Origin of the sequence: Kitasatospora sp. NPDC057904, from assembly GCF_042887925.1 — a bacterium.
Lineage (GTDB): Bacteria > Actinomycetota > Actinomycetes > Streptomycetales > Streptomycetaceae > Kitasatospora.
Genome location: NZ_JBHVOL010000004.1, coordinates 304558 through 328348, shown reverse-complemented (window position 1 = coordinate 328348; position 23791 = coordinate 304558). Strand labels below are relative to the sequence as shown.

General features: G+C 71.7%; 14 protein-coding genes and 1 pseudogene. 7 read left to right on the top strand and 8 right to left on the bottom strand.

Translation table 11 applies throughout. The features are described from left to right. Positions 1-39 precede the first annotated feature (39 nt). Entirely contained in the window at positions 40-660 is a 621-nt protein-coding gene (locus tag ACFVSN_RS13120; RefSeq protein WP_387954989.1) for a TetR/AcrR family transcriptional regulator, read from the bottom strand. Between the two features lie 70 nt (positions 661-730). Next, the gene (locus ACFVSN_RS13115; RefSeq protein WP_387597561.1) at positions 731-2320 is read right to left on the bottom strand and encodes a 4-coumarate--CoA ligase family protein; all 1590 of its coding nucleotides are present in this window, start codon (positions 2318-2320) and stop codon (positions 731-733) included. A 236-nt stretch (positions 2321-2556) separates the two neighbouring features. On the opposite strand from ACFVSN_RS13115, the gene ACFVSN_RS13110 reads away from it, so the two are divergent. Then, a complete protein-coding gene (locus ACFVSN_RS13110) occupies positions 2557-3288 on the top strand; it encodes a hypothetical protein (protein WP_380442973.1) in 732 nt (243 codons plus the stop codon). Then, positions 3275-3961 carry a class F sortase gene (locus tag ACFVSN_RS13105; RefSeq protein ID WP_387954987.1) on the top strand — a complete coding sequence of 229 codons (687 nt, stop codon included), beginning with the start codon at positions 3275-3277 and terminating at the stop codon, positions 3959-3961. The genes ACFVSN_RS13110 and ACFVSN_RS13105 overlap by 14 nt, the downstream gene beginning before the upstream one ends. Positions 3962-3968: 7 nt before the next feature. Here the strand turns inward: ACFVSN_RS13105 and ACFVSN_RS13100 are convergent, their stop codons facing one another. The 4 genes from ACFVSN_RS13100 to ACFVSN_RS13085 are packed head-to-tail and all read right to left on the bottom strand — an operon-like array spanning position 3969 to position 10442. Beyond that, a complete protein-coding gene (locus ACFVSN_RS13100; RefSeq protein WP_387954985.1) occupies positions 3969-5141 on the bottom strand; it encodes an acyl-CoA dehydrogenase family protein in 1173 nt (390 codons plus the stop codon). Positions 5142-5153: 12 nt separating this feature from the next. Beyond that, positions 5154-7097, bottom strand: a complete 1944-nt coding sequence (locus ACFVSN_RS13095) for an acetyl/propionyl/methylcrotonyl-CoA carboxylase subunit alpha (protein ID WP_387954983.1) — start codon at positions 7095-7097, stop codon at positions 5154-5156. A 22-nt stretch (positions 7098-7119) separates the two neighbouring features. Continuing rightward, positions 7120-8718, bottom strand: coding sequence for an acyl-CoA carboxylase subunit beta (locus ACFVSN_RS13090; RefSeq protein WP_387954981.1), 1599 nt, complete (start codon positions 8716-8718; stop codon positions 7120-7122). Next, the gene (locus ACFVSN_RS13085) at positions 8715-10442 is read right to left on the bottom strand and encodes an acyclic terpene utilization AtuA family protein (RefSeq protein WP_387954979.1); all 1728 of its coding nucleotides are present in this window, start codon (positions 10440-10442) and stop codon (positions 8715-8717) included. Before ACFVSN_RS13085 ends, ACFVSN_RS13090 begins: the two co-directional genes overlap by 4 nt. 172 nt (positions 10443-10614) lie before the next feature. On the opposite strand from ACFVSN_RS13085, the pseudogene ACFVSN_RS13080 reads away from it, so the two are divergent. Beyond that, positions 10615-10989: pseudogene (locus tag ACFVSN_RS13080) on the top strand (hypothetical protein); the annotation flags it as partial. A gap of 110 nt (positions 10990-11099) precedes the next feature. Next, the gene (locus tag ACFVSN_RS13075; RefSeq protein WP_387597579.1) at positions 11100-11225 is read left to right on the top strand and encodes a hypothetical protein; all 126 of its coding nucleotides are present in this window, start codon (positions 11100-11102) and stop codon (positions 11223-11225) included. Positions 11226-11249: 24 nt separating this feature from the next. Here the strand turns inward: ACFVSN_RS13075 and ACFVSN_RS13070 are convergent, their stop codons facing one another. After that, a complete protein-coding gene (locus ACFVSN_RS13070) occupies positions 11250-12203 on the bottom strand; it encodes a zinc-binding alcohol dehydrogenase family protein (protein WP_387597582.1) in 954 nt (317 codons plus the stop codon). Positions 12204-12415: 212 nt separating this feature from the next. Between ACFVSN_RS13070 and ACFVSN_RS13065 the strand changes: the two genes are divergently transcribed. Both ACFVSN_RS13065 and ACFVSN_RS13060 read left to right on the top strand, forming a co-directional pair. Beyond that, positions 12416-12619, top strand: coding sequence for a hypothetical protein (locus ACFVSN_RS13065; RefSeq protein ID WP_380443035.1), 204 nt, complete (start codon positions 12416-12418; stop codon positions 12617-12619). 800 nt (positions 12620-13419) lie between these two features. Further along, a complete protein-coding gene (locus ACFVSN_RS13060) occupies positions 13420-14418 on the top strand; it encodes a LysR family transcriptional regulator (RefSeq protein WP_387954977.1) in 999 nt (332 codons plus the stop codon). A gap of 278 nt (positions 14419-14696) precedes the next feature. Here ACFVSN_RS13060 and ACFVSN_RS13055 read toward each other — a convergent pair whose 3' ends face one another. Beyond that, positions 14697-15524: an SAM-dependent methyltransferase gene (locus tag ACFVSN_RS13055; protein ID WP_387954975.1), complete on the bottom strand. Its 828-nt coding sequence runs from the start codon at positions 15522-15524 to the stop codon at positions 14697-14699. 434 nt (positions 15525-15958) lie between these two features. Here ACFVSN_RS13055 and ACFVSN_RS13050 point away from each other — a divergent pair, with 434 nt between their 5' ends. Continuing rightward, the gene (locus ACFVSN_RS13050; protein WP_387954973.1) at positions 15959-23719 is read left to right on the top strand and encodes a type I polyketide synthase; all 7761 of its coding nucleotides are present in this window, start codon (positions 15959-15961) and stop codon (positions 23717-23719) included. The last annotated feature ends 72 nt before the right edge of the window (positions 23720-23791 follow it).

Sequence of the window (23791 nt, the reverse complement as noted above, 5' to 3'; positions counted from 1 at the left end):
TGGAGGGGGGCCGTTCCGGTCGCTCCTGTCGTACGGGCGTCATGGGCGTACCGGGCGCAGCGTACTCTCCAGAAGGCCCGCCCACTGCCGGATCACTCCGGATCGTCGGGCGCTGTCGTCGGTGAGCAGGTTGGCCAGGCCGAGGCCGCGGGCGAGGTCCAGGGTGGCCTGCACCGATTCGCGCACGCCGGGGCGGGTCTCGTCGGCGTCCAGGAACTCGACGGCGGCCCGGTGGGCCTCGCGGCCGACGTGGCCCTCCAGGGCGATGATCCGCTCGCGCAGCGGTTCCTCGGTGGCGGCGGCCGTCCACAGGTGCAGGGCGGCGCGGAACAGCGGGCCGGTGTAGAGGCGCACGATCATGTCGACGACGGCCCCGGTGCGGTCGGGGCCGGCGGCCGGCAGCTCGTCCGCGTGGGCGCGGACGGCCGCCAGCCGCTCGGCGGTGACGTGCTCGATGGCCGCGGTGAACAGGTCCTCGCGGGTCGGGAAGTGGTGCTGGGCGGCGCCCCGGGAGACCCCGGCGCGTTCGGCGACCACGGCGACGGTGGAGCCGTGCCAGCCGCGTTCGGCCAGACAGTCCACGGCCGCCGCGAGCAGCCGGGCGCGGGTGGCACGGCTGCGGTCCTGCCGGGGGGTGCGGACGGCGGAGTGGCTGGTCATCGGTGCTGGCGGTTCCTGTTCCGGTGGGGGCTCGGCGGGTCGATCCTCACAGCTGCGCCCTGCGTACGGGTCAGCGGGCCGCCGCCTCTCGGGCTCGCAGTTCGCGGCGGAGGATCTTTCCGGCGGGGGACTTGGGGACGGCCTCGACGAACTCGACCGCGCGCACCTTCTTGTAGGGGGCGACCTGGTCGGCGACGAACGTGGTGACGTCCTCGGCGCTGAGCCTGCTGCCGGGCACCCGGACGACGAAGGCCTTGGGACACTCGGTGCCCTCGGCGTCCGTCACGCCGATGACGGCGGCGTCGGCGATCTGCGGGTGGCCCAGCAGGACGGCCTCCAGTTCGGCGGGGGCGACCTGGTAGCCCTTGTACTTGATCAGCTCCTTGACCCGGTCGACGATGTGCAGGTAGCCGCGGTCGTCGACGAAGCCGACGTCGCCGGTGTGCAGCCAGCCCTCCTCGTCGATCACGGCGTCGGTCTCGGAGGGGCGGCCGAAGTAGCCCTTCATCACCTGCGGGCCGCGGATCAGGAGCTCGCCGGGCTCGCCGGGCCCGAGGTCCGTCCGGGTGCCGTCCAGGGCGGTGACGCGCAGTTCCGTGGAGGGGACCATCCGGCCGACGGCGCCGGGCGAGGGGTCGGTGTCGTGCGGGGAGACGACGTGGGTGACCGGGGACAGCTCGGTCATGCCGTAGCCCTGGAGCAGGTGCGGCAGGCCGAGGCGGCGGGCGCAGGCGGCGGCGAGCTCGGTGTCGAGCGGGGCGGCGGCGCACAGCAGGTACTCGACGGAGGACAGGTCGAAGCGCTCCACCAGCGGGTGCTTGGCGAGGGCGAGCGCGATCGGCGGGGCCACGATGAGCGCCTGCACCCGGTGCTCCTCGATGGCGCGGCAGAACTGCTCCAGGTCGAAGCGCGGCAGCACGACCACCGCGGCGCCGCAGCGCAGCGGCTGGTTGAGCAGCGCGGCGAGGCCGTAGATGTGGAAGAACGGCAGGACGGCGAGCACCCGTTCACCCGGCTCGGGGCGGTACAGGGCGTCCACCTGGCCGAGGTTGGTGGCGATCGAGCGGTGGGTGAGCATGACGCCCTTGGGCAGGCCGGTGGTGCCGCTGGAGTACGGCAGCACGGCGACGTCCTCGCCGGGATCGATCGGGACCTCGGGCACCGGGGCGGTGCTGGCGAGCAGGTCGGCGAGCGAGCGGTGGCCGTCGGCGCCGTCCAGCACGACGATCTCGCGCAGCGGGCGGCCCTCGGCGGCGAGCAGCCCGGCGGCCTTCGCGGCGGTGGGCAGGAAGTGGGAGACGGTGACCAGCCAGCGGGCGCCGCTGTCGCGCAGCTGGCCGGCGAGCTCGTTCGGGGTGGCGAGGGAAGAGACGGTGGTGACGGTGGCGCCGGCCCGGGTGGCGCCGTAGAACGCCATCGGGTACGCGATCGTGTTGGGGCTGAAGAGCGCCAGCACGTCGCCCTTGCGCACGCCCGCGTCGGCCAGGCCGGCGGCGACCCTGCGCACGGACCCGGCGAGCTCGGCGTGGCTGACGGTCCGTCCGGTGAGGCCGTCGATCAGGGCCGGCCGGTCGCCGTACCGCTCGGCGTCGCCGAGCACCGCGTCGTGGATCGGCAGGTCGATCGTCGGTACGTCGGGGAAGTCGCTGAGGAACACCAAGGTAAGCCTCCACTAAGGAAGTTGAGGTGGATTCTGGACCGGCGACGGGTCTCGGGGGCGGGTCGGCCGGGGGCGCGTTCAGGAGCATACGGACAGCGGAGGGACGCTGGGCCATTGTGGGGAACGACGGCCGGAGCGCGCGTGGCACAGTTGCCGCCGGGGGGCGCCCGGTCGGACGGTGTGCACCACGGCCGCCCGCCCCCGGGAGCGGCCCCGGAACCTGGAGCACCCCAACCGTGAGAGCCACCTCCCCTACCCTGCCGCGCGGCCGCCGCCTGCTCGCCGCCGCCACCACGGCCGTCGTCCTCGCCCTCGGCGGGGCACCGCTCGCGTTCGCCGCACCGGGCGACAACGGCGACGTCAAGATCCACAACAGCACCACTCCGGTGAGCGACACGCGGGACGAGCCCAAGGTCTGCGTGTTCTACCTGGACGCGTTCAACTTCGACACGATCCAGCAGGTGAACTGGACGATCGAGCAGCAGCCGCCGACCGGCACGGCGCAGGTGCTCGCCGGGTCGATCACGCTCACCAACGGCACCGGGAACACCGGCAACTTCACCCTGCCGGACGGGCACTACAAGCTCGACTGGACGTTCGTGGGCGAGAACGGGTCGGCCAAGCACAAGGTCTTCGACGTCTCGTGCGCCTCCTCGTCGCCCTCGCCGTCGTCGTCGCCCTCGTCGTCGCCGTCCTCGTCGCCGTCGTCATCGTCCTCCTCCTCGCCGTCACCGTCACCGTCACCGAGCGCGTCCTCCAGCACCTCCCCCAGCACCTCGCCCAGCCACTCGCACTCGCCCAGCGCCTCCCCCAGCGGCGGGCCCCACGGCGGGGTGCCCACCGGTGGCGGAGGCACCTCCGGGGCCAACGCCGCCGAGGTGATCGGCGGGGTCGCGCTGCTCGTCGGCGCCGGCGGCCTCACCATCCGCGCGATGCGCCGCCGTCCTGGGACCAATGCCGACTCCTGACCTCCCCTTCCGCGTACCGCGCGGCGGCCCCGGCCCGGTCACGGCCGGGGTCGTCGCGCTGGCTCTCGCGGCGGGCGGCATCTGGCTCGTCCACGTCGGCACCGACGGCCGGGACGGGCCGCCGCTGCCGGCCCCGGCCGCCACGGCCGTACCGGCGCCGAGCCCCGGCCGTCCGCCGGTGGCCACGCCCCCGTCGGTCCCGGCCCACCCGCCGCTGCCCGCCTCGCCGCCGACCAGGATCCGGATCCCCGCGATCAAGGTCGACGCCCCGGTCATCGGCCTCGGGCTCAGCGCCTCCCGGCAGCTGAACCCCCCTCCGATGGACCAGCGCAACCTGGCCGGCTGGTATCGCGACGGCACGGCGCCGGGAGCGGCCGGCAACGCCATCACCATCGGGCACGCCGACAACCGCACCGGGCCGGCCGTCTTCTACCGGCTCGGGCTGCTGCGCCCCGGCGACACCGTCGAGGTGGCCCGCAAGGACCGGCGCACGGCGGTGTTCACGATCGACTCCGTCCGGGTGTTCCCGAAGAAGGACTTCCCGGACGCCCTCGTGTACGGCGCCACCGAGCGGGCCGAGCTGCGGGTGATCACCTGCGGCGGCAAGTTCGACCGGAAGACCGGGTACGAGTCCAACACCGTCGTGTTCGCCCACCTGACCGGCGTCAAGTGACCCGCCGTCAGTACGACTTCGGCAGCCCGAGGGTGTGCTGGGCGACGTAGTTGAGCACCATCTCGCGGCTGACCGGGGCCACCCGGCCCACCCGGGTGGCGGCCAGCAGCGCGCCCAGCCCGTACTCCTGGGTGAGGCCGTTGCCGCCGAGCGTCTGCACCGCCTGGTCGACCGTGCGGGCGGCGGCCTCGCCGGCCGCGTACTTGGCCATGTTGGCCGCCTCGCCGGCCGCGAGGTCCTCGCCCGCGTCGTAGAGCAGCCCGGCCTTCTGCGTCATCAGCCGGGCCAGCTCGATCTCCACCGCGCACTGCGCCAGCGGGTGGGCGAGGCCCTGGTGGGCGCCGATCGGGGTCGACCAGACCGTCCGCGTCTTCGCGTACTCGACGGCCTTGCCGAGGGCCTGGCGGGCGAGGCCGAGCGAGAACGCGGCGGTCAGGATCCGCTCGGGGTTGAGGCCCGCGAAGAGCTGGAGCAGGCCCGCGTTCTCGTCGCCGACGAGCGCGTCGGCGGGCAGCCGGACGTCGTCCAGGAACACCTGGAACTGCTTCTCGGGGGCGACGAGCTCCATCGGGATCGCCCGGAACTCGAACCCCGGGGTCTCGCGCGGGACGACGAACAGGCAGGGCTTGAGCTTGCCGGTGCGGGCGTCCTCGGTGCGGGCGACGAACAGCACGTCGTCCGAGTGGTCGATGCCCGACACGAACACCTTGCGGCCGGTGAGCAGCCAGTCCTCGCCGTCGCGGCGGGCCACGGTGGAGATCCGGTGCGAGTTGGAGCCGGCGTCCGGCTCGGTGATGCCGAAGGCCATCCGCCGGGTGCCGTCGGCCAGTCCGGGCAGCCAGCGGCTCTTCTGCTGGTCCGTGCCGTACCGGGCTATGACCGTGCCGCAGATCGCCGGGGAGACGATCAGCAGGAGCAACGGGCAGCCGGCGGTGCCCAGTTCCTCCAGGACGATGGCGAGGTCGGTGATGCCGCCGCCCCCGCCGCCGTACTCGGCGGGCAGGTTGACGCCGAGGTAGCCGGCCTTGCCGGCGTCGGCCCACAGTTCGTCGGCGGGTTCGCCGGCCCGGGCCTTGGCCAGGTAGTACGCGGAGCCGTAGCGGCGGCCGAGGTCGCCGACGGCGCGACGCAGGGCCTGACGTTCGGGCGTTTCGAGGAGCTGACTGCCGATGGCGGACATGCGGGTCCTTCCTCAGGCCTCTTGGGCGACAGCGGTGGGTTTGACGACGGCGAGCAGGGTGCCGAGTTCGACCTGCCGGCCCGGGGTGGCGCGGAGTTCCACGAGGGTGCCGTCGGCGGGGGCGACGACGCGGTGCTCCATCTTCATCGCCTCCAGGAACAGCAGGGGCTGCCCGGCGGTGACGGTGTCGCCGACGGCGGCGGCGACCCGGATGACGGTGCCGGGCATCGGGGCGAGCAGGGCCCCCGGTTCGGTCTGGGCGGCGGGGTCGGGGAAGCGGGGGACGACGGTGAGGGCGGTCGTGCCGTCCGGGGTCTCGACGAAGACCTCCCCGCCGTATCGGGCGACGCGGTAGGTGCGGCGGATCGTGCCGTGGCGGAGGGTGACGCGCTCCGGCGTGTGCTCTTGCTCGTGCTCGACGAGCTCGGTGTCCGGGTGGTCGTCGGCCCGCAGGCCGTCCCGGGTGAGGCGGTAGCGCACCTCCAACTCGCCACCGTCGGCGGCCCGGTAGCGCTTGACCTGCGACTGGGACGGGAGGTTGCGCCAGCCGGACGGCAGCGGCGTGCGGCGCTCCGCCGCGTCGGCGAGGGCGGCGGCCAGGGCCGCCCGCGCGGCGCCCTTGTCGTCCGGGGCGGTGAGGTCGGCCGCGTGCTCGACGAGGAAGCCGGTGTGCAGGCGGCCCTCCAGGAAGGCCGGGTGGCGCAGTGCTCGGGCGAGCAACTCCCGGTTGGTGGTGGGTCCGTGGAGCCGGGCGCGGGCGACGGCGTCGGCGAGGCGGCGGGCGGCGGCCGCGCGGGTCGGGGCCCAGGCGATCACCTTGGCGAGCATCGCGTCGTAGTGCGGCGTGATGGTGCTGCCGTTCTCGACGCCGGAGTCGAGGCGGAGCATGCCGCCGAACTCCTCGTGGGGGACGGTGAGTTCGAAGCGGTGCAGGATGCCGGTGGCGGGCCGGTGGTCGTGCGCCGGGTCCTCGGCGTAGAGGCGGGCCTCGATCGCGCAGCCGTTCGTGGGCGGGGGTGCGGCGGGGAGCTTCTCCCCCTCGGCGACGGCGAGTTGGAGCGCTACCAGGTCGAGTCCGGTGACGGCCTCGGTGACCGGGTGCTCGACCTGGAGGCGGGTGTTCATCTCCAGGAAGTGGAAGCGGCCGTCCTCCGCGAGGAGGAACTCGGCGGTGCCCGCGCCGACGTAGCCGATCGCGCGGGCGGCGGAGACGGCGGCCGCGTGCAGCGCGGTGCGCACGGCGTCGGGGATCCCGGGCGCCGGGGCCTCCTCGATCACCTTCTGGTGGCGGCGCTGCAGCGAGCAGTCGCGGTCGCCGACCGCCCAGACCGTGCCGTGGGCGTCGGCCATCAGCTGGACCTCGACGTGCCGGCCGGTGGGCAGGTAGCGCTCGCAGAACACCTCGTCGGAGCCGAAGGCCTTGGCGGCCTCGGCCTTCGCCGCCTCGATCTCGCCCGGCAGCTCCGCCAGCGAGCGGACGACGCGCATCCCCCGGCCACCGCCGCCCGCCGCCGCCTTGACCAGGAGCGGCAGGTCCGCCTCGGTGGGTTCGGCGAGGGCGTCGAGGACGGGCACGCCCGCCTGCGCCATCAGCCGCTTGGCGGCCGTCTTGGAGCCCATCGCGGCGATCGCGGCCGGCGGCGGGCCGACCCAGGTGAGGCCCGCGTCGAGCACCGCCTGCGCGAACCCGGCGTCCTCGGACAGGAATCCGTACCCCGGGTGGACGGCATCGGCGCCCGCGTCCAGAGCCGCCCGGACGATCAGGTCGCCGCGCAGGTAGGTGTCGGCGGACGCGGCACCGGGCAGCCGGACGGCGGCGTCGGCCTCGCGGACGTGCGGGGCGCCGGCGTCCGGGTCGGAGTGCACGGCGGTGGTCGCGATGCCGAGGGCGCGGCAGGTGCGGAACACCCGGCGGGCGATCTCGCCGCGGTTGGCGACCAGCAGGTTGGTGATCATTCCAGGTCCCCTTCTACACCTTCTACATCCGGAAGACGCCGTAGCCGCGCGCGCCCTCGACCGGCGCGTTGTGGATCGCGGACAGGCAGAGGCCGAGCACCGTCCGGGTGTCGCGCGGGTCGATCACGCCGTCGTCGTAGAGCCGGCCGGACAGGAACGCCGGGAGCGACTCCGCCTCGATCTGCTGCTCGACCATCGCGCGGATCGCGGCGTCCGCGTCCTCGTCGTACGGCTGCCCCTTCGCAGCGGCCGACTGGCGGGCGACGATCGACAGCACTCCGGCCAGTTGCTGCGGGCCCATCACCGCGGACTTGGCGCTCGGCCAGGCGAACAGGAACCGCGGCTCGTACGCCCGCCCGCACATGCCGTAGTGGCCGGCGCCGTAGGAGGCGCCCATCAGCACCGAGAGGTGCGGCACCGTGGAGTTCGAGACGGCGTTGATCATCATCGCGCCGTGCTTGATGATGCCACCCTGCTCGTAGTCCTTGCCCACCATGTAGCCGGTGGTGTTGTGCAGGAACAGCAGCGGGGTGTTCCGCTGGTTCGCCAACTGGATGAACTGGGCGGCCTTCTGGGACTCCGCGCTGAACAGCACGCCCTGCGCGTTCGCGAGGATCCCGACCGGGTAGCCGTGCAGGCGGGCCCAGCCGGTGGCCAGGCTCGGGCCGTACATCGGCTTGAACTCGTCGAAGTCGGAGCCGTCGACGATCCGGGCGATCACCTCGCGCGGGTCGAACGGCACCTTGAGGTCGCCCGGGACGATGCCGAGCAGCTCCTCCTCGGCGTACTTCGGCGGCTCGGCGGACGCGTCCGGCCCCGGGCCCGGCTTGCGGTGGTCCAGCCGCGCGACGATCCGGCGGGCGAGGCGCAGCGCGTCCGCCTCGTCGACGGCGAAGTGGTCGGCCAGGCCGGAGGTGCGGGCGTGCATCTCGGCGCCGCCGAGCGACTCGTCGTCGGCCTCCTCCCCGGTGGCCATCTTCACGAGCGGCGGGCCGCCGAGGAACACCTTGGCGCGTTCCTTGACCAGCACGGTGTGGTCGGACATGCCCGGCACGTAGGCGCCGCCGGCCGTCGAGTTGCCGAACACCACGGCCACGGTGGGGATCCCGGCGGCGGACAGCCGGGTGAGGTCGCGGAAGAGGGCGCCGCCGGGGATGAAGATCTCTTTCTGGCTGGGCAGGTCGGCGCCGCCGGACTCGACCAGGTTGACCAGCGGGAGGCGGTTGTCGAACGCGATCTCGTTGGCGCGCAGGGCCTTGCGCAGCGTCCACGGGTTGCTGGCGCCGCCGCGGACCGTCGGGTCGTTGGCGGTGATCACGCACTCGACGCCCTCGACGACGCCGATGCCGGTGACCAGCGCGGCGCCCACCGGGTAGTCGCTGCCCCAGGCCGCCAGCGGGGAGAGCTCCAGGAACGGCGAGTCCTCGTCGATCAGCAGCTCGATCCGCTCGCGCGGCAGCAACTTGCCGCGGGCGCGGTGGCGTTCGACGTACTTGGGGCCGCCGCCGGCCAGCGCCTTGGCGTGCTCGGCGTCGAGGGCGGCGAGCTTGTCGAGCATCGCGGCGCGGTGCTCGGCGTGCTCGGGCGCGGCCGGGTCGACGCGGGTGGGCAGGACGGTCACGACGCCTCCGTGCGGTCGAGGAGCGTTTCGGGGACATCGACATACCGGGCACGCAGCCACTCCCCCAGCGCCTTGGCCTGCGGGTCGAAGCGGTGCTGGGCGGCGACGCCCTCGCCGAGCAGGCCGGTGATGACGAAGTTGAGCGCCCGGAGGTTGGGCAGCACGTGCCGGGTGACGGGCAAGTCCTGCGCCTCGGGGAGGAGTTCGCGCAGCCGGTCGACCGTGAGGGTGTGCGCGAGCCAGCGCCAGCCCTCGTCGTCGCGGGCCCAGACGCCGAGGTTGGCGTCGCCGCCCTTGTCACCGCTGCGGGCTCCGGCCACCAGGCCGAGCGGGGCCCGGCGGCTGGGGCCGGCGGGGAGCGGCTCCGGGAGCTCCAACGGCTCGTCAGCGTAAGGCGCTTGAGGGCCGACCTGCACAGGGGGAATGCTCACGTGGCGACCGTCCGGGAGGACGGCGGTGTGCTCCACGGCCTTCGCGTCGACGTACGCGGCGGTGAACACCCCGTACGGCGCGCCCGGGCCGGGAGGCGCGGTCAGATGGAAGCCCGGGTAGCCGGCGAGGCCCAACTCGACGGCGGCCTTGCCGAGTTCGCGCCCGACCTTGGACGAGTCCGGGTCCCGGGCGGTCAGACGCAGCAGCGCGGAGGCGCCCTCCTCGGTGGGCGCGTCCGGGTGGTCGGTGCGGGCGAGGGTCCAGGTCAGCTCGGCCGGGCGGCGGCCGGGCGGGATGGCGGCCTCCAACTGCCGCTGCACCAGCTCCGACTTGGCCTCGATGTCGAGCCCGGTGAGGACGAACACGACCTCGTTGCGGTGGCCGCCGAGGCTGTTGAGGCCCACCTTGAGCGTGGCGGGCGGCGCCTCGCCGCGCACACCGTCGATGCGGACCCGGTCGGGGCCCTCCTGGGTGAGGCGGACGGTGTCGAGCCGGGCCGTGACGTCCGGCCCGAGGTAGCGCGAACCCGTGGTCTCGTACAGGAGTTGGGCCGTGACGGTGCCGGTGGTGACGGCGCCACCGGTGCCCGGGTGCTTGGTGATCACGCTGGAGCCGTCGGCGTGCAGCTCGGCGATCGGGAAGCCGGGCCTCGTCACGTCGTGCTCCCGGAAGAACGCGTAGTTCCCGCCGGTGGCCTGCGCTCCGCACTCCAGGACGTGGCCGGCGACGACGGCGCCGGCGAGGGCATCCAGGTCGGCCGGGGTCCAGCCGAAGTGGGCGATCGCCGGGCCCGCCACCAGGGCCGCGTCGGTGACCCGGCCGGTGACGACGACGTCCGCGCCCTCGGCCAGGCAGGCCGCGATCCCGAACCCGCCGAGGTAGGCATTGGCGGCCAACAGTCCATCGGGCAGCCCGAGTTCGGCGATGCGCGGGAGCAGGTCGTCGCCCTCGACGTGGGCCACGGCGGCTGCGATCCCGTACCGCAGGGCCAGCTTGCGCAGTTCGCCCGCGAGCCGGGCCGGGTTGAGCCCGCCCGCGTTGACGACGATCCGCACCCCGCGCTCGCGGGCGAGGCCCAGGCACTCCTCCATCTGCCGCAGGAACGTCCGCGCGTACCCCAGCGACGGGTCCTTCAGGCGGTCCCTGGCCAGGATGAGCATCGTCAGCTCCGCCAGGTAGTCCCCGGTCAGCACGTCCAGCGGCCCGCCGGTGAGCATCTCCCGGACCGCCGCGAACCGGTCGCCGTAGAACCCCGAAGCGTTCCCGATCCGCAAACCCGCACGCGCGCGCACCAATGCGCCTCCCCTGCCGGTGAGTTGACGGCCACCCGACGGCCACCGCCGGGCAGCAGCGTGGCACCGGCCGGAGAAAAAAGCAATCACGCCTGCTTGTTTTTAACCTTGCCCGATCGACCGGGCGCAGGCTCCCGGTGTGACTGGAAGTCGTAGTTGGTTCGCGGCGGGGATGGCGTGCGGCCATTTCCCGCCGACCACGTACTCGTTCGCTTTTCTCGCACGTCGCGTTCCTCCAGGCACCCGACAAGTGTCCGCTCTGAGGACGCACTTGGGGCCGGCGTGGCATCACGTCGGTCGTCACGGTGAGCGGACGGCGCTCGGGGCGCCTGTCGGTGGCCGGGATGATCGCCATGCGGCCCGGATCGCGTACCCGGCTGTGCCACCGTCTGGTCTCCCACCGGAGGGCAAGGGCACGCGGCGCAGCATGAACGAGAAGGACTTCATCGCCCTGATCGACGGTGTCCACCAGCTCGTCCGCGCGCCGGTCGTGTTGGTGTGGGACCGATTGAACACCCATGTCTCCCGCAGGATGCGGGAGTTGATCGACCAGCGCGAGTGGCTGGCGATGTTCCTGCTGCCCGCCGGCTCGCCCGACCTGAACCCGCGGAGTGGGTGTGGGCGCACGTCAGACGCAGTCTGGCCAACCTCGCTGTCGTGGCCCTCGACCGTCTGGAGAACCTCGTCCGCAACCGGCTCAAACGCCTCCAGTACCGGCCCGAACTTCTCGACGGCTTCATCGCCGGAACCGCCCTCACCCTCGATATCCCAACGTCACCCTGACGAGCCGACGCCGGTAACGTCCACTCACGGGCGGAGAACGAGTTTGCCCTTCGATCGGCGCCCGAGTAGGTTCTCGTGCGCATCGCGGGCCCGGGACAGGTCGTATTCCGCTCCGACCAGGGGCCGTAGGCGACTCCGTGCCGTGAGGTCGAGCAGCTCCGCCAGTGCCACGCTGCCGGCGCCATCCTTGGCGAGGAGCGGGACGAGCCAGAAGCCGGCGACGGTGATGCTGTCCACCGCGAGTCGGCTCGGAGGGATCGCGGAGGCCGGCTGCCGGGACGAGGCGCCGTAGGTGACCAGTCGGCCGAGGTATCCGAGCGTGTCCAGGGCGCTGTCGAGGACGGAGCCTCCGATAGCGTCCAGGATGATGTCGACTGGGCGTCCGTGATTGGCGTCAAGGATCCGTTCCCGGTAGCCCTCCGCGTCACCGTCGATCGCCGCGTCCGCGCCGGCTTCGAGAGCGAAGGCTCGTTTGTCGTCGGACGACGCCGTGGCGATGATTCGCCCTGCTCCGAACTCTCGGGCCAACTGGACGACGAGGCTGCCCGTCCCGCCCGCGGCGGCATGGACCACCACGCTCTCCCCGGGTCTGATGCGCGCGACCGACCGCAGCAGATGCCATGCCGTCAGCCCCTGCACGAGAACGGCTAGCGCTTTACCCTCGCTCACATTCTCCGGCAAGGCGATCAGGTCGCGGTCGGCGACGACCGCCTGTGCGGCGTAACCGCCCTGCCGCACATAGCCGAGGACTCGTCGTCCAGCAGCCGTCCGGCCCACCACCTCCATGCCCGGAACACGTGGCAACGGACCTTGAGGAGCGTATGGGCCGTCAGTGTGCTCGCCCGCGATCTGCTTGATGTCGCCGAAATTGACGCCTGCGGCGTCCACTTGGACCAGGGTCTCGCCCGGCCCTGCCACGGGGGTCGGCACATCGGCCTCCACGAGGACCTCGGGGCCGCCGAACCGCTCGTACCGCATGGCACGCATAACCAGTCTCTCCCACCACGGTCACAGATCTCATGAGTCCGACGTCCCCACACCGCCAACTGTCTCTCCCGCAGCGGGCCGCCTCTGACAGGGCGCCGTCATGCCAGGGTCAGGGTACAACTCCTGTCTCCGGCAACCTTCCGCACCTCGGGGGAACCTCACTTCCGAGAACGTACACCGACCGGTGAACTGGGAATCGGCACATCGTTCGCAGGCTCAACGCCTCCGAGAGGACCGTGGAGAACCACCTCAGCGGCGTCTACCCCAAACGTGGAGCGACCGGCAGAACCCAGGCCTTCCTCTGCACCCAACTCGTAGTTTTGCCGACTGAACGGACAGTACCGGGCAATGGGTTCAATCGGCCATGTGGCCGAGACAGGACCTTTCGAGAAGGACGCTCCTGTTAGACCATGGGCAGTACGAACAGTGCTATGGACGGGGAAACGGGGAGCATTGAAGGGCCATCATATAAGGAGAAAATGGGGAGACCTGATACAGAGTCTCAACCTTCGTCACCGGCGTTCCCTGTCGAATGCCCTGTCGGGATCCCCGTCTCCACCGCCTCCTCGCACGAGAGAAGCCCCTTTCCGGCCTCGGTGCCGCCCGGCGTGGGCGATCTCGTCAGCCGGCTCGAACGTTTCCTGCGGCACTGAGGTGCGCATCCGAGGCAACCACGCCACTCGCCCACGCCTTCAGGCGCGATCCGAGGAACCACGCGCTCGGCGCGCTGCCGGGTCGCTCCTTCATCGTGCCGACCGTCTCGGCCACGCACGTGACGGTGACCGAATGGTTCCGCCCGGCCGCGAAAGCAAGTCGCCGCCTGCCGAACAGGGTCCTCCTGTGGCTCCTCGTCATGTCCGTCCTCTTGCCGCCCCTCACCCGGCGTGCACCCCGTCGACTTCTAGGTCCGCTTCGCCACTCGCCCAACGGCCGACGCCTACGATCTCGACCTCGCCGACACAGCACGCCTTGCCGCCTGGACCTGGGGAATCGATCCTCTTCTGGAGACACGGCCCCCGGCTTCCCAGGCGTGCAGCCTCCTTGTCGTAGCCGCGGAGCAGTGGAGCCTGTGCGGCTTCTCGTTCCCCCGCCCTCGGACTGCTTCCTGTCCGTGCCCGGCCCGCAGCGCGGCGGCTCGCCATCGGGCGGGAGGACATCGAACGACACGGCTCCCTTCTCCCCACACCACGACCGACCTGCTGACTTCATGGAGATCCGCATGTCTTCCCCACGCGTACTCGCAACAGACACGACATCTCACTCGCGGCAACGTGCACAGGCGCAGGTGCACCGGGAGGAGACGGAGCCGCTCAACCCGGGCTGGCTCCGTACCTTCATGGAGGTCTACCGGACGGGATCCTTCGGGGGTGCGGCCCGGAAACTGCACATCTCGCAGCCTGCGGTCACGCATCAGATCCGGCTGCTGGAGGAGAGGGTCGGGACGCGTCTGTTCGTGCGTCAGGCCACCGGGTCCAAACCCACGCCGGCCGCCGATTCCCTTGCGCATGACGCCGAGGGCCCAGTCGATGCCCTCAACTTCGTGTTGCAGCGCTATTCCAGTAGCGGTGGCCCGCCCGGCAGGATCCGGATCGGTGCTCCCGGTGACCTGATCAGCGACCGGATCCTGCCCGTGCTCGCCGATCTACTCCTGGACAGCGTGCAGTTACGCACGACTCCCGCGCTGTCCGACGCGTTGCTCTCCCAGCTGACCGCGGGCGAGCTCGACATCGTTGTTGCCCGGACGCGCCCCCGCGTGACGGGGATCAGCGCGCTACCCCTCTACGACGAGGAGTGGAGCCTGGTCGCCCATCCCGACGTCGCGCGGACGATCCCCGAGAAGCATCTCGCCCGCAAGGCTCCGCAAATCCTCGGGGGCCGTCACCTGATCGCCTGCGCCGAGTCCTTGCCGCTCATCGACCACTACTGGTGGTCGGTCTTCCACACCGAAGTGCCCGCGGCACCCGATGTGGTGGTTCCCGATCAACGGGCCGTACTCGCCGCCGTCAAGGCATCGGTCGGCATCGCCGTGCTTCCCACCTATCTCTGTGCCGACGATGTCGCCCAAGGCGCGCTGGTCCCCCTGGTCAGACCAGAGGTACCGCCGATCACCACCACGTACCTCGCCACACGGGAGGGAGACGTCACACGTTCCCAGATGTCGGCCGCTCACAGCAGGCTCCTCGAGCACGGCCGTCGCTGGACCTGACCGCACAGGAACCACCTGCATCGCGCCCTGGACGCCGCGAGCCAAAATAGTTGAGGTCATTATCATCTGACCTCGCCGCTTCCTCCTCGACGGACTTCACGCGCACACGTCTGATCGCCCTGCCGTCGGAGGACTGTGCGGCTCTGCACGCCGGACTGCGCCGGATGCTGAACCGAGCGCGGAGGTCGGGCGGGAGGCGCGCCGCGCCTCCCGCCCGACCTCCGGCTGCCACGCCTTTCTGCCGGCGCGTCAGCCGAAGCCGCTTCCGGTCGGACGGCTCAGGGCCGACGGGCGACGATCAGGCCGTAGCCGATCTGCGGGAGTTCACCGAAGCGCTCGATGATGTCGGCCGCTCTGGACAGTTCCTCGTTGAAGGCACTGCCGTCCGCTCCCTGTGCCTGCCGGATGAGGTCCGCGGCCAACGTGTGACTGCGTCGGACGTTCTCGCCGATGTCCAGCATCTCGACGATCTCCAGGCCGGCCTTGGCCATGTGTCCGGTGTATTCGTCGGCGTCACCGATCGGAGGAATCTCGAACAGTCTCCGGTTGTCCGCTACTATGCCCGCCTCACGGGGGGTCAGCTCACCTTGCTGATAGGGATTTGCGGCCACCAGAGTGCCGCCAGGACGCAATACTCGCGCTGCTTCGGCTATGGCGGTGGCACGATCGGACATGTGCAGGAACGATTCGATCGCGTATACGTGATCGAAGTGAGCGTCGGCGAACGGGAGATCCATACCGTCGGCCTGCTGGAAGGACACCTGCCCAGCGCCTTCCCCGACTTCCGGCCGCGCTCCGGCCATGGCCGCCTGTTGAGCGCTGATGGTGACACCCGTGACGTGCACGCCCCATGTGCCTGCGATACGGACGGCGGGCTTGCCGCTTCCACAGCCGATATCCAGGACCCGGGCACCGGGTGAGAGTGTGAGCCGTTCGGCCACCATGTCGGTCAAAGTGTCGGTGGCCTCTTCGACCGAGGCTTCGTCGTCGCCGTCACGCCAGTACCCCAGGTGAATGTTTCCCCCCATCACCTCAGAGAGCAGGCCAGTTGACTGGTCGTACATTCTTCCCACGTCCGCCGCAGTGGGCGTATACTGCTCGGTCATTTCTGGGACACCTCTTCCCGTTGAACTCCCGGCGTTTCCTCCCCTGACCGAACGGGACGCTACAAAGTTGCGAGCGCCTTTGTCAATGGGGCAATTTACTTGTGCCGGGCCGGCTGAAGAGAAAGCCAGCGGATTCCTCATAACTCAACTTATCGGCCTCATGAGTCTAGCTATTGGACAGTGCGGGATCATGTCAGGTCTAATAACTTCCACGTGCTCCCGTCGAATCTGCCGCATGCGACAGCAGTTCGCTGAACAGCGCGGACAGGTACGCCGGACAGTGCAGTCAGGCGGTCGGCAGGCAGGCAGGCAGATGGCACCTCGCTCGCCCTGAGCCACTTCACGCCGAAAGTCCCGGCTCCGAGCCGGAGGTCAGAATCCAGACCCGAGGCATAGCGCTTGACATTCCTCCGATGTCGGCCGTTGGGAGTTCTATGCGTACCGGCCAGGCGTTCCCCTATGAGGGCGACCGCCTCAACGACGATCCGATTGCAATCGTGGGAATGGCCTGCAGGTTTCCCGGTGCCGCGAATCCCGCAGCTTATTGGGCGCTGCTCCATGATGGCGTGAGCGCGGTTTCAGAAAAACCGAGGGAGGGTCGAAGCGGTTTCGGCGCGGGCGGCTTCCTCGACCACGTCGATCAGTTCGATTCGGACTTCTTCGACATCTCTCCTCGCGAAGCGGCTGCCATGGATCCGCAGCAGCGGCTCGCCCTCGAGCTGAGCTGGGAGGCGTTCGAGGACGCAGGGATCGTGCCGGCCGGCCTGAAAGGCCGTGATGCGGGCGTCTTCGTGGGCGCCATGTGGGACGACTACGCCACCGTACTGCACCGGCTTGGTGCGGGATCAGCCACCCAGCACAGCATGACCGGCGTCCATCGCGGCATCATCGCCAACCGGGTGTCGTACGCCCTCGATCTGCGCGGGCCCAGCATGGTGATCGATACGGGGCAGTCCTCCTCCCTGGTGGCCGTGCACATGGCCGCCGAGAGCCTGCGGCGAGGTGAGGCGTCCCTCGCGCTGGCAGGCGGGGTGAACCTCGGTCTCGCTCCGGAGAGCACCGTGTACTCCGAGAAGTTCGGCGGGCTGTCTCCCGACGGCCGGTGCTTCACCTTCGATGCCCGCGCCAACGGCTACGTCCGCGGCGAGGGCGCCGGGATGGTCGTCCTCAAGCCTCTCTCCCGCGCGCTCGCCGACGGCGACCGCGTGTACTGCGTCATCGAGGGCACCGCGATGAACAACGACGGCGCGGGCGAAGGGCTCACCGTGCCCACGGCCCGTGCGCAGGAAGAGGTGCTGCGCTCGGCGTACCGGAAGGCGGGTGTCGACCCGGCCGGCGTGCACTACGTGGAACTTCACGGCACCGGTACGAAGAAGGGTGATCCGATCGAGGCCGCCGCACTCGGTTCGGTGTTCGGCTCGGGCCGGACGGCCGACACACCGCTGTTGGTAGGGTCCGTGAAGACGAACATCGGGCATCTGGAAGCTGCGGCCGGTATCGCCGGGCTCATCAAGACGGTCCTGTGCATCAGGCATCAGGAGATTCCGGCGAGTCTGAACTTCCGTACGCCCAACCCACGGATCCCCTTCGAGGCGTGGAACCTGCGCGTGCAGACCGCGCTGAGCCGACGGCCTCGTGGCGACGGGCCGTTCCTGGCGGGTGTCAGCTCGTTCGGCATGGGCGGCACGAACTGTCATGTGGTGCTCTCGGACCGTCATCTGGCAGCCGTGTCCCCCGCAGCCGTCGGCGGCCGGCGTGCCGAGGGTCCCTCGCTGCTGCCCTGGGTGGTCTCGGGGAGGTCCCGTGCCGCGCTCCGTTCGCAGGCGGAGCGGCTCCGCGAGCACGTCACCACGTATCCCGGGCTGGATCCGGAGAGCGTCGGGGGCTCGCTCGCCGCACACCGCATGGCGTTCGAGGAGCGCGCGGTGGTTCTGGGCAGCGACCGGGACGACTTCCTGAGCGGTCTGGACGCGCTGGTGCGCGGTGTGCCCGCCGCGAACGTGGTGCGGGGCTCCGCGCGGGGTGCGGGCGGGACGGCGTTCCTCTTCACGGGCCAGGGCAGCCAGCATACCGGGATGGGGCGTCGGCTCCACGCGACGGTTCCGGCGTTCTCCGAGGCGATGGACGAGGTGTGCGACCGGCTGGACACCCGGTTGCCCCACCGGCTCCAGAATGTCCTTTTCGCGGAACCCGGTACACCCGAGGCCGCGCTGCTCGACCGGACGGACTTCGCCCAGGTCTCGCTGTTCGCACTGGAGGTAGCGCTCGCTCGCCTGCTCCAGCGGTGCGGGCTGCGTCCGGACTTCCTGCTCGGGCACTCCGTGGGAGAGATCGCCGCGGCCCATGTCGCCGGAGTGTTCTCCCTGGAGGACGCCTGCACCCTCGTCACGGCCCGCGGACGGCTGATGCAGCAGGCCGTCGAGGGCGGCGCCATGGTGGCGCTGGAGGCCGACGAGACGGAGGTCCGCGCGGCCCTGTCCGGGCTGGACCAGGAGGTCTCGGTCGCCGCGGTCAACGGGCCACGGGCCACGGTGATCTCCGGTGACCCGAGAGCCGTCGCCGATGTCGCCGCGCAGTTCGAGGCGAGGGGTCGCAGGACCAAGCGGCTCAAGGTCAGCCACGCGTTCCACTCACCGCACATGGACGGTGTGCTGGACGAGTTCCGTGCCGTCGCCGCGCAGTTGGACTACGGCACCCCGGAGCTTCCGGTCGTCTCCAACGTCACAGGACGTCTCGCCACAGCGGACGAACTCCGGTCGCCGGACTACTGGACCCGTCACATCCGGGCGTCCGTGCGCTTCTTCGACGGTGTCCGTCTCCTGCGGTCGGAAGGCGTCACGAACTACCTGGAGGTGGGCCCCGGGGGCCTGACCTCGATGATCCGCGAGAGCCTCGCCGTCGAGGGGACACCGTCCGGCGCCGCGATCGTCCCGCTGCTGCGCCGGGGCCAGCCGGAGGACCGTACGGTGGCCACCGCACTGGCCGAGGCGTTCGCATGCGGCGCGCGGGTGGACTGGGAGCCGTTCACCGGCTGGGCCGACGCGCGGCCGGACCTGCCGACGTACGCCTTCCAGCGCCGTTCCTTCTGGCTCGGCGCGCCGGGCGAGCCTGCCGCAGGACAGCACGGCGACGCGGTGCTCGATCCGACGAGCGGTGTCGCGCCGGCCGCGGAGCCGGTCGTCGCCGCTGCCGAGGCGGACATGCCGCAGCTCGTGCGGATGAGCGTGGCGGCGGTACTCGGGCACATGTCGTCCGATCTCGTCGACGGCGGCAGGACGTTCAAGGAGCTGGGGTTCGACTCGCTCACCGCAGTCGAGTTCCGCGACCGCATCGCCGAGGCGACCGGACTGGCACAGCTGGCGCCCACCTTGATCTACAACCACCCCACGCCGGACGAGCTGGCTCGCTTCCTGCAGTCCCTGCTGGCGGGCGAGGAGCCGGCCACCGGCAGTCTGCCGGTGGCGGCCCCGCAATTCGAGCCGATCGCCATCGTGGGCATGGGATGCCGGTTCCCCGGGGAGGTCCGCTCGCCGGAGGACCTGTGGCGCCTGGTGTCCGAGGGCAGGGACGCCGTGTCCGCCTTTCCCGACGACCGCGGCTGGGACACCGGTGAGCTGCGCGACCCGGAGAACCCGGAGGTCCGGTACGCGCGGGAGGGGGGCTTCCTCTACGACGCGACCGCATTCGACGCGGGGTTCTTCGGGATCAGCCCGCGTGAGGCGCTGGCGATGGATCCGCAGCAGCGGCTGGTGCTGGAGACCTCCTGGGAGGCGCTGGAGCGGGCGGGGATCGACCCGCTGTCGCTACGAGGCAGCCAGGTCGGCGTGTTCGCGGGGGCGATGACGCAGGACTACGGGCCCCGGCTGGGTGAACCGGCCGAGGGCACCCAGGGCTTCGCGCTGACCGGCAACACGGCGAGCGTCGTCTCGGGGCGGGTGGCGTACACCCTCGGTCTGGAGGGCCCCGCGGTCACCGTGGACACCGCCTGCTCCTCCTCGCTCGCCGCCCTGCACATGGCGCGCCGGTCCCTGCAGCACGGTGAGTGCACGCTGGCACTGGCCGGCGGGGTGACTGTGATGGCGACGCCGGGCATGTTCGTGGAGTTCGCCCAGCAACGCGGCCTGGCGCCCGACGGCCGCTGCAAGCCGTTCGCCCGGTCGGCCGACGGTACGGGCTGGAGCGAAGGCGTGGGCATGCTGGTGCTGGAGCGTCTGTCGGACGCCCGGCGCCTCGGTCATCCGGTCCTCGCGCTCGTCCGTGGTTCGGCGGTCAACCAGGATGGCGCGAGCAACGGGCTGACGGCTCCGAACGGGCCGTCGCAGGAGCGGGTGATCCGGCAGGCGCTGGCCGACGCCCGGCTCACGCCGCAGGACGTCGATGCGGTGGAGGCGCACGGCACCGGCACGAAGCTGGGTGATCCGATCGAGGCGCAGGCCCTGGTGGCCGCCTACGGCCGAGGCCGTTCGGGCGACCGGCCGCTGTGGCTCGGCTCGGTGAAGTCGAACATCGGCCACACTCAGGCGGCCGCCGGAGTCGCCTCGGTGATCAAGATCGTAATGGCTCTGCGCAACGGGCGGCTGCCCGCCAGCCTGCACATCGACGAGCCGACGCCGCACGTGGACTGGTCCTCGGGCTCGGTGGCCCTGTTGACCGAGGCGGCACCGTGGCCGGAGGGCGAGCGGGTGCGCAGGGCGGCTGTCTCCTCGTTCGGCATCAGCGGAACGAACGTCCACGCCATCCTCGAACAGGCCCCCGCCGAAGCGCCGAGCGCGTCCGGCGGCCACGACCGGGTCCTGGAAACGGCCCCGGCACCGGCGGACGTGCTGCCGTGGACGCTGTCGGCGAAGACGCCCGAGGCCCTGCGCGACCAGGCTGCCGCCCTGCGGACCTGTCTCGACGGCCGTGAGGACCTCGCTCCTGCCGACATCGGGCTGTCGCTGGCCACCACTCGGTCCGCGTTCGAGCACCGTGCCGTGCTGATCGGCGGTGAGGGGTGCGAGCTGCTGTCCGCGGTGGACGCGCTGGTGCGGGACACCCCCTCGGAGAACGTGGTGCGCGGCACCGCGGTGAGCGGCGCCGAGACCGTGTTCGTTTTTCCCGGCCAGGGGGCGCAGTGGGCTGGGATGGCGGTGGAACTCATGGACTCCTCACCGGTGTTCCGCGAGCGGATCCACGCGTGCGACGCGGCGCTCGGATCCGTCGTGGACTGGTCGCTCCTGGACGTCCTGCGGTGCACCCCCGGCGCGCCGACGCTGGAGCGGGTCGATGTGGTGCAGCCGGCGCTGTTCGCGGTGATGGTCTCACTCGCCCGGCTCTGGGAGTCCCACGGCGTGCGCCCCAGCGCGGTGATCGGGCACAGCCAGGGCGAGATCGCCGCGGCCTGTGTGGCGGGTGGGCTCTCGCTGGAGGACGCCGCGAGGATCGTCGCCCTGCGCAGCCGGGCACTGACCGAGATCTCCGGTCTGGGCGGCATGGTGTCGGTGGCGCTGTCGGCCGAGCGGGTACGGCAGTTGCCGTGCTGGGACGAGCGCCTGGACATCGCGGTGGTCAACGGGCCGTCGTCGGTGGTCGTCTCCGGGGAACAGCGGGCGCTGGAGGAGGTGCTGGCCGCCTGCGCCACCGAGGGTGTGCGGGCCAAACAGATCCCGGTGAGTTACGCGGCGCACTCCGCGCAGGTCGAGACGATCCGTGAGCGGCTGCTGGAGGAGTTGCGCGGGATCGAGCCCCGGCGCGGCGACGTCCCCTTCTACTCGACGGTGAGCGGGGAGCTCCTGGACACCCGTGAGCTGGACGCCGAGTACTGGTACCGCAACCTGCGGGAACCCGTCCAGTTCGAGCGGGCGATGGGGACGGCCCTGAAGAAGGGGCACACGCTCCTGGTCGAGGTCAGCCCGCACCCCGTGCTGAGTGTCGGTGCCCAGGAAGCCGTCGAGACGTTCGGCGGGTCCGGTGCGGTGGTGGGGTCGTTGCGGCGCGAGGACGGCGGTCCCCGGCGCTTCTTGACCTCGCTCGCGCAGGCGTACGTCCTCGGGGCCTCGGTGGACTGGCGGACCGTCTTCGCCGGGTCCGGTGCGGCGCGGGTCGATCTGCCGACCTACGCCTTCCAGCACCAGCGGTACTGGCTGACGGCGTCCGCCCCGCAGGCAGTGACCGTGCCGGGCGACGACCCGGAACGACGGTTCTGGAACATGGTGGAACGCGGCGACGAGCAGGAGTTGGCCGCCGAGATCGGGGCCGGGGAACCGGACGCTCTGCGGGCGCTGCTGCCGGCGCTGACCGCGTGGCGCCGCCGGCAGCGCGAACATGCCGCCGCCGACTCCTGGTCCTACCGGATCGCCTGGCAGCCGTTGCCGAAGGTTCCGGCGGGCGTCCTGTCCGGCCGGTGGTTGGTGGTCGTCCCTGAAGGCGTCGAGCACGAGCGGCTGACGGCGGCCGTCGTGGAGACCCTGGACAGGAGCGGCGCGCAGGCGGTCTCGCTGGTGGTGCCGGCGGGGATCGGCCGCCAGGAGCTGGCGCAACGGCTGCGGTCCGTGGCCTCGGAAGGGCCGGAACCTGCCGGGGTGCTGGCGCTGCCGGGGCCGGACGCGGGGCCGGTGCTCCCTTCGGCGTCCGCGCACCTGGACGCCGTCCTGACGCTGGTCCAGGCCCTCGGGGACGCCGGGATGTCCGCCCGGTTGTGGTGCGTGACCCGGGGTGCGGTGACGGCCGGCGCCGGTGATTCGGTGACCAGGCCCGAGCAGACCCAGATCTGGGGGCTCGGCCGGGTCGCGGCGGTGGAGTTCCCTCAGCGGTGGGGCGGCCTGGTGGATCTGCCCGAGCAGGAGGACAGCAGGGTCGTCGGGCGGCTGCCCGCCGTGCTGGCCGGTCCGGACGGCGAGAACCAACTCGCACTGCGGCCCTCGGGGGTGTACGTCTGCAGGCTGCTGCGCGCGCCCCGGCGGGACACCTCCGGCGCGGGGCGATGGACGCCCCGCGGCACCGTCCTCGTCACCGGCGGCACCGGTGCGCTCGGCGCACATGCCGCGCGCTGGCTGGCGGACAACGGGGCGGAGCGCCTCGTGCTGGTGAGCCGCAGCGGCCGGGAGGCGGCGGGCGCCGTCGAGCTGGAGGCGGAGCTGACCGGCCTCGGGGTCCAGGTCGACATCGTGGCCGGCGACGTCGCCGACCGCGGGACGCTCGCCGGGCTGCTGGCGGCGCTGGACGCGGACGGCGCCGGCGTCCGGGCGGTCGTCCACGCGGCCGGGGCGATCGAGAGCGTCCCGCTCGGCTCGCTGACCCCGCGGCGCTTCGCGGACGTGGTGCGGGCCAAGGCCGACGCCGCGCAGCACCTGCACGACCTCACGCGCGACCGGGACCTGGACGCGTTCGTACTGTTCTCGTCCGTCTCGGCGCTGTGGGGCAGCGCGGGCCACGGCGCGTACGCGGCGGCGAACGCCTTCCTGGACGGCCTGGCGGCCCACCGCCGGGCACAGGGGCTGGTGGCCGCCTCGGTGGTCTGGGGCCCGTGGGACGGCGGCGGCATGACGTCGCGCGACGGCCTGGACAAGGCGCTGGCCCGGCAGGGGATCAGGCTCATGGCACCGCGGCAGGCGGTCGAGAACCTGCGGCACTGCGCACTCGACACGTCGTCACCGGTGATCACGGACGTGGTCTGGGAGACGTTCTTCGCGGCGTTCTCCGCGACGACGCCGAGCCGGCTGCTCACCGAACTGCCCGAGGTGCGCGACGCGCTGCGGGAGACGCGGCCGCAGGACGGCGCCCCGGCGGCGGGGACGCTGACGGAGCGACTCGCCGGGCTGAGTCCGGGCCGGCGCAGGGAGGCCGCCGCCGCGCTCGCCCGCACCCAGGTGGCGACCGTCCTCGGACACGCCGACGAGAGCCAGGTCGGCGACCGCTCGCCGTTCAAGGACCTGGGCGTCGACTCCGTGATCGCGGTGGAACTGCGCAACCGGCTCCAGGACCACACCGGCCTGGGCCTGCCGGTCACCGTGGTGTTCGACCACCCGTCGCTGGAGAAACTGGCCGATTTCCTGGTGGCCACCGCTTTTCCGCAGGACGCGGGCGAATCCGCGGACACCGCCGCGGCGGCCGGCGAAAGGGACCGGGAACGTGCGAGGGAGATCCAGGAGGCGGAAGAGCACATAGACGAACTGGACGTCGACGATCTGGTGCGGCTGATGCTCGGCGAGCAGTAGGCGAGCGGGAGACCGCACGCGAAACGACCGATTTTCCGAGGAAACCGATCTGTGAGGGGTCATGGCTACTTC

Excerpts from the sequence above, each read along its gene's own strand:
- ACFVSN_RS13060 (WP_387954977.1), top strand. The coding sequence starts at position 13,420 with ATGGAGATCCGCATGTCTTCCCCACGCGTACTCGCAACAGACACGACA.
- ACFVSN_RS13050 (WP_387954973.1), top strand. The coding sequence starts at position 15,959 with ATGCGTACCGGCCAGGCGTTCCCCTATGAGGGCGACCGCCTCAACGAC.
- ACFVSN_RS13120 (WP_387954989.1), bottom strand. The coding sequence starts at position 660 with ATGACCAGCCACTCCGCCGTCCGCACCCCCCGGCAGGACCGCAGCCGT.
- ACFVSN_RS13105 (WP_387954987.1), top strand. The coding sequence starts at position 3,275 with ATGCCGACTCCTGACCTCCCCTTCCGCGTACCGCGCGGCGGCCCCGGC.
- ACFVSN_RS13055 (WP_387954975.1), bottom strand. The coding sequence starts at position 15,524 with ATGACCGAGCAGTATACGCCCACTGCGGCGGACGTGGGAAGAATGTAC.
- ACFVSN_RS13100 (WP_387954985.1), bottom strand. The coding sequence starts at position 5,141 with ATGTCCGCCATCGGCAGTCAGCTCCTCGAAACGCCCGAACGTCAGGCC.
- ACFVSN_RS13095 (WP_387954983.1), bottom strand. The coding sequence starts at position 7,097 with ATGATCACCAACCTGCTGGTCGCCAACCGCGGCGAGATCGCCCGCCGG.
- ACFVSN_RS13070 (WP_387597582.1), bottom strand. The coding sequence starts at position 12,203 with ATGCGGTACGAGCGGTTCGGCGGCCCCGAGGTCCTCGTGGAGGCCGAT.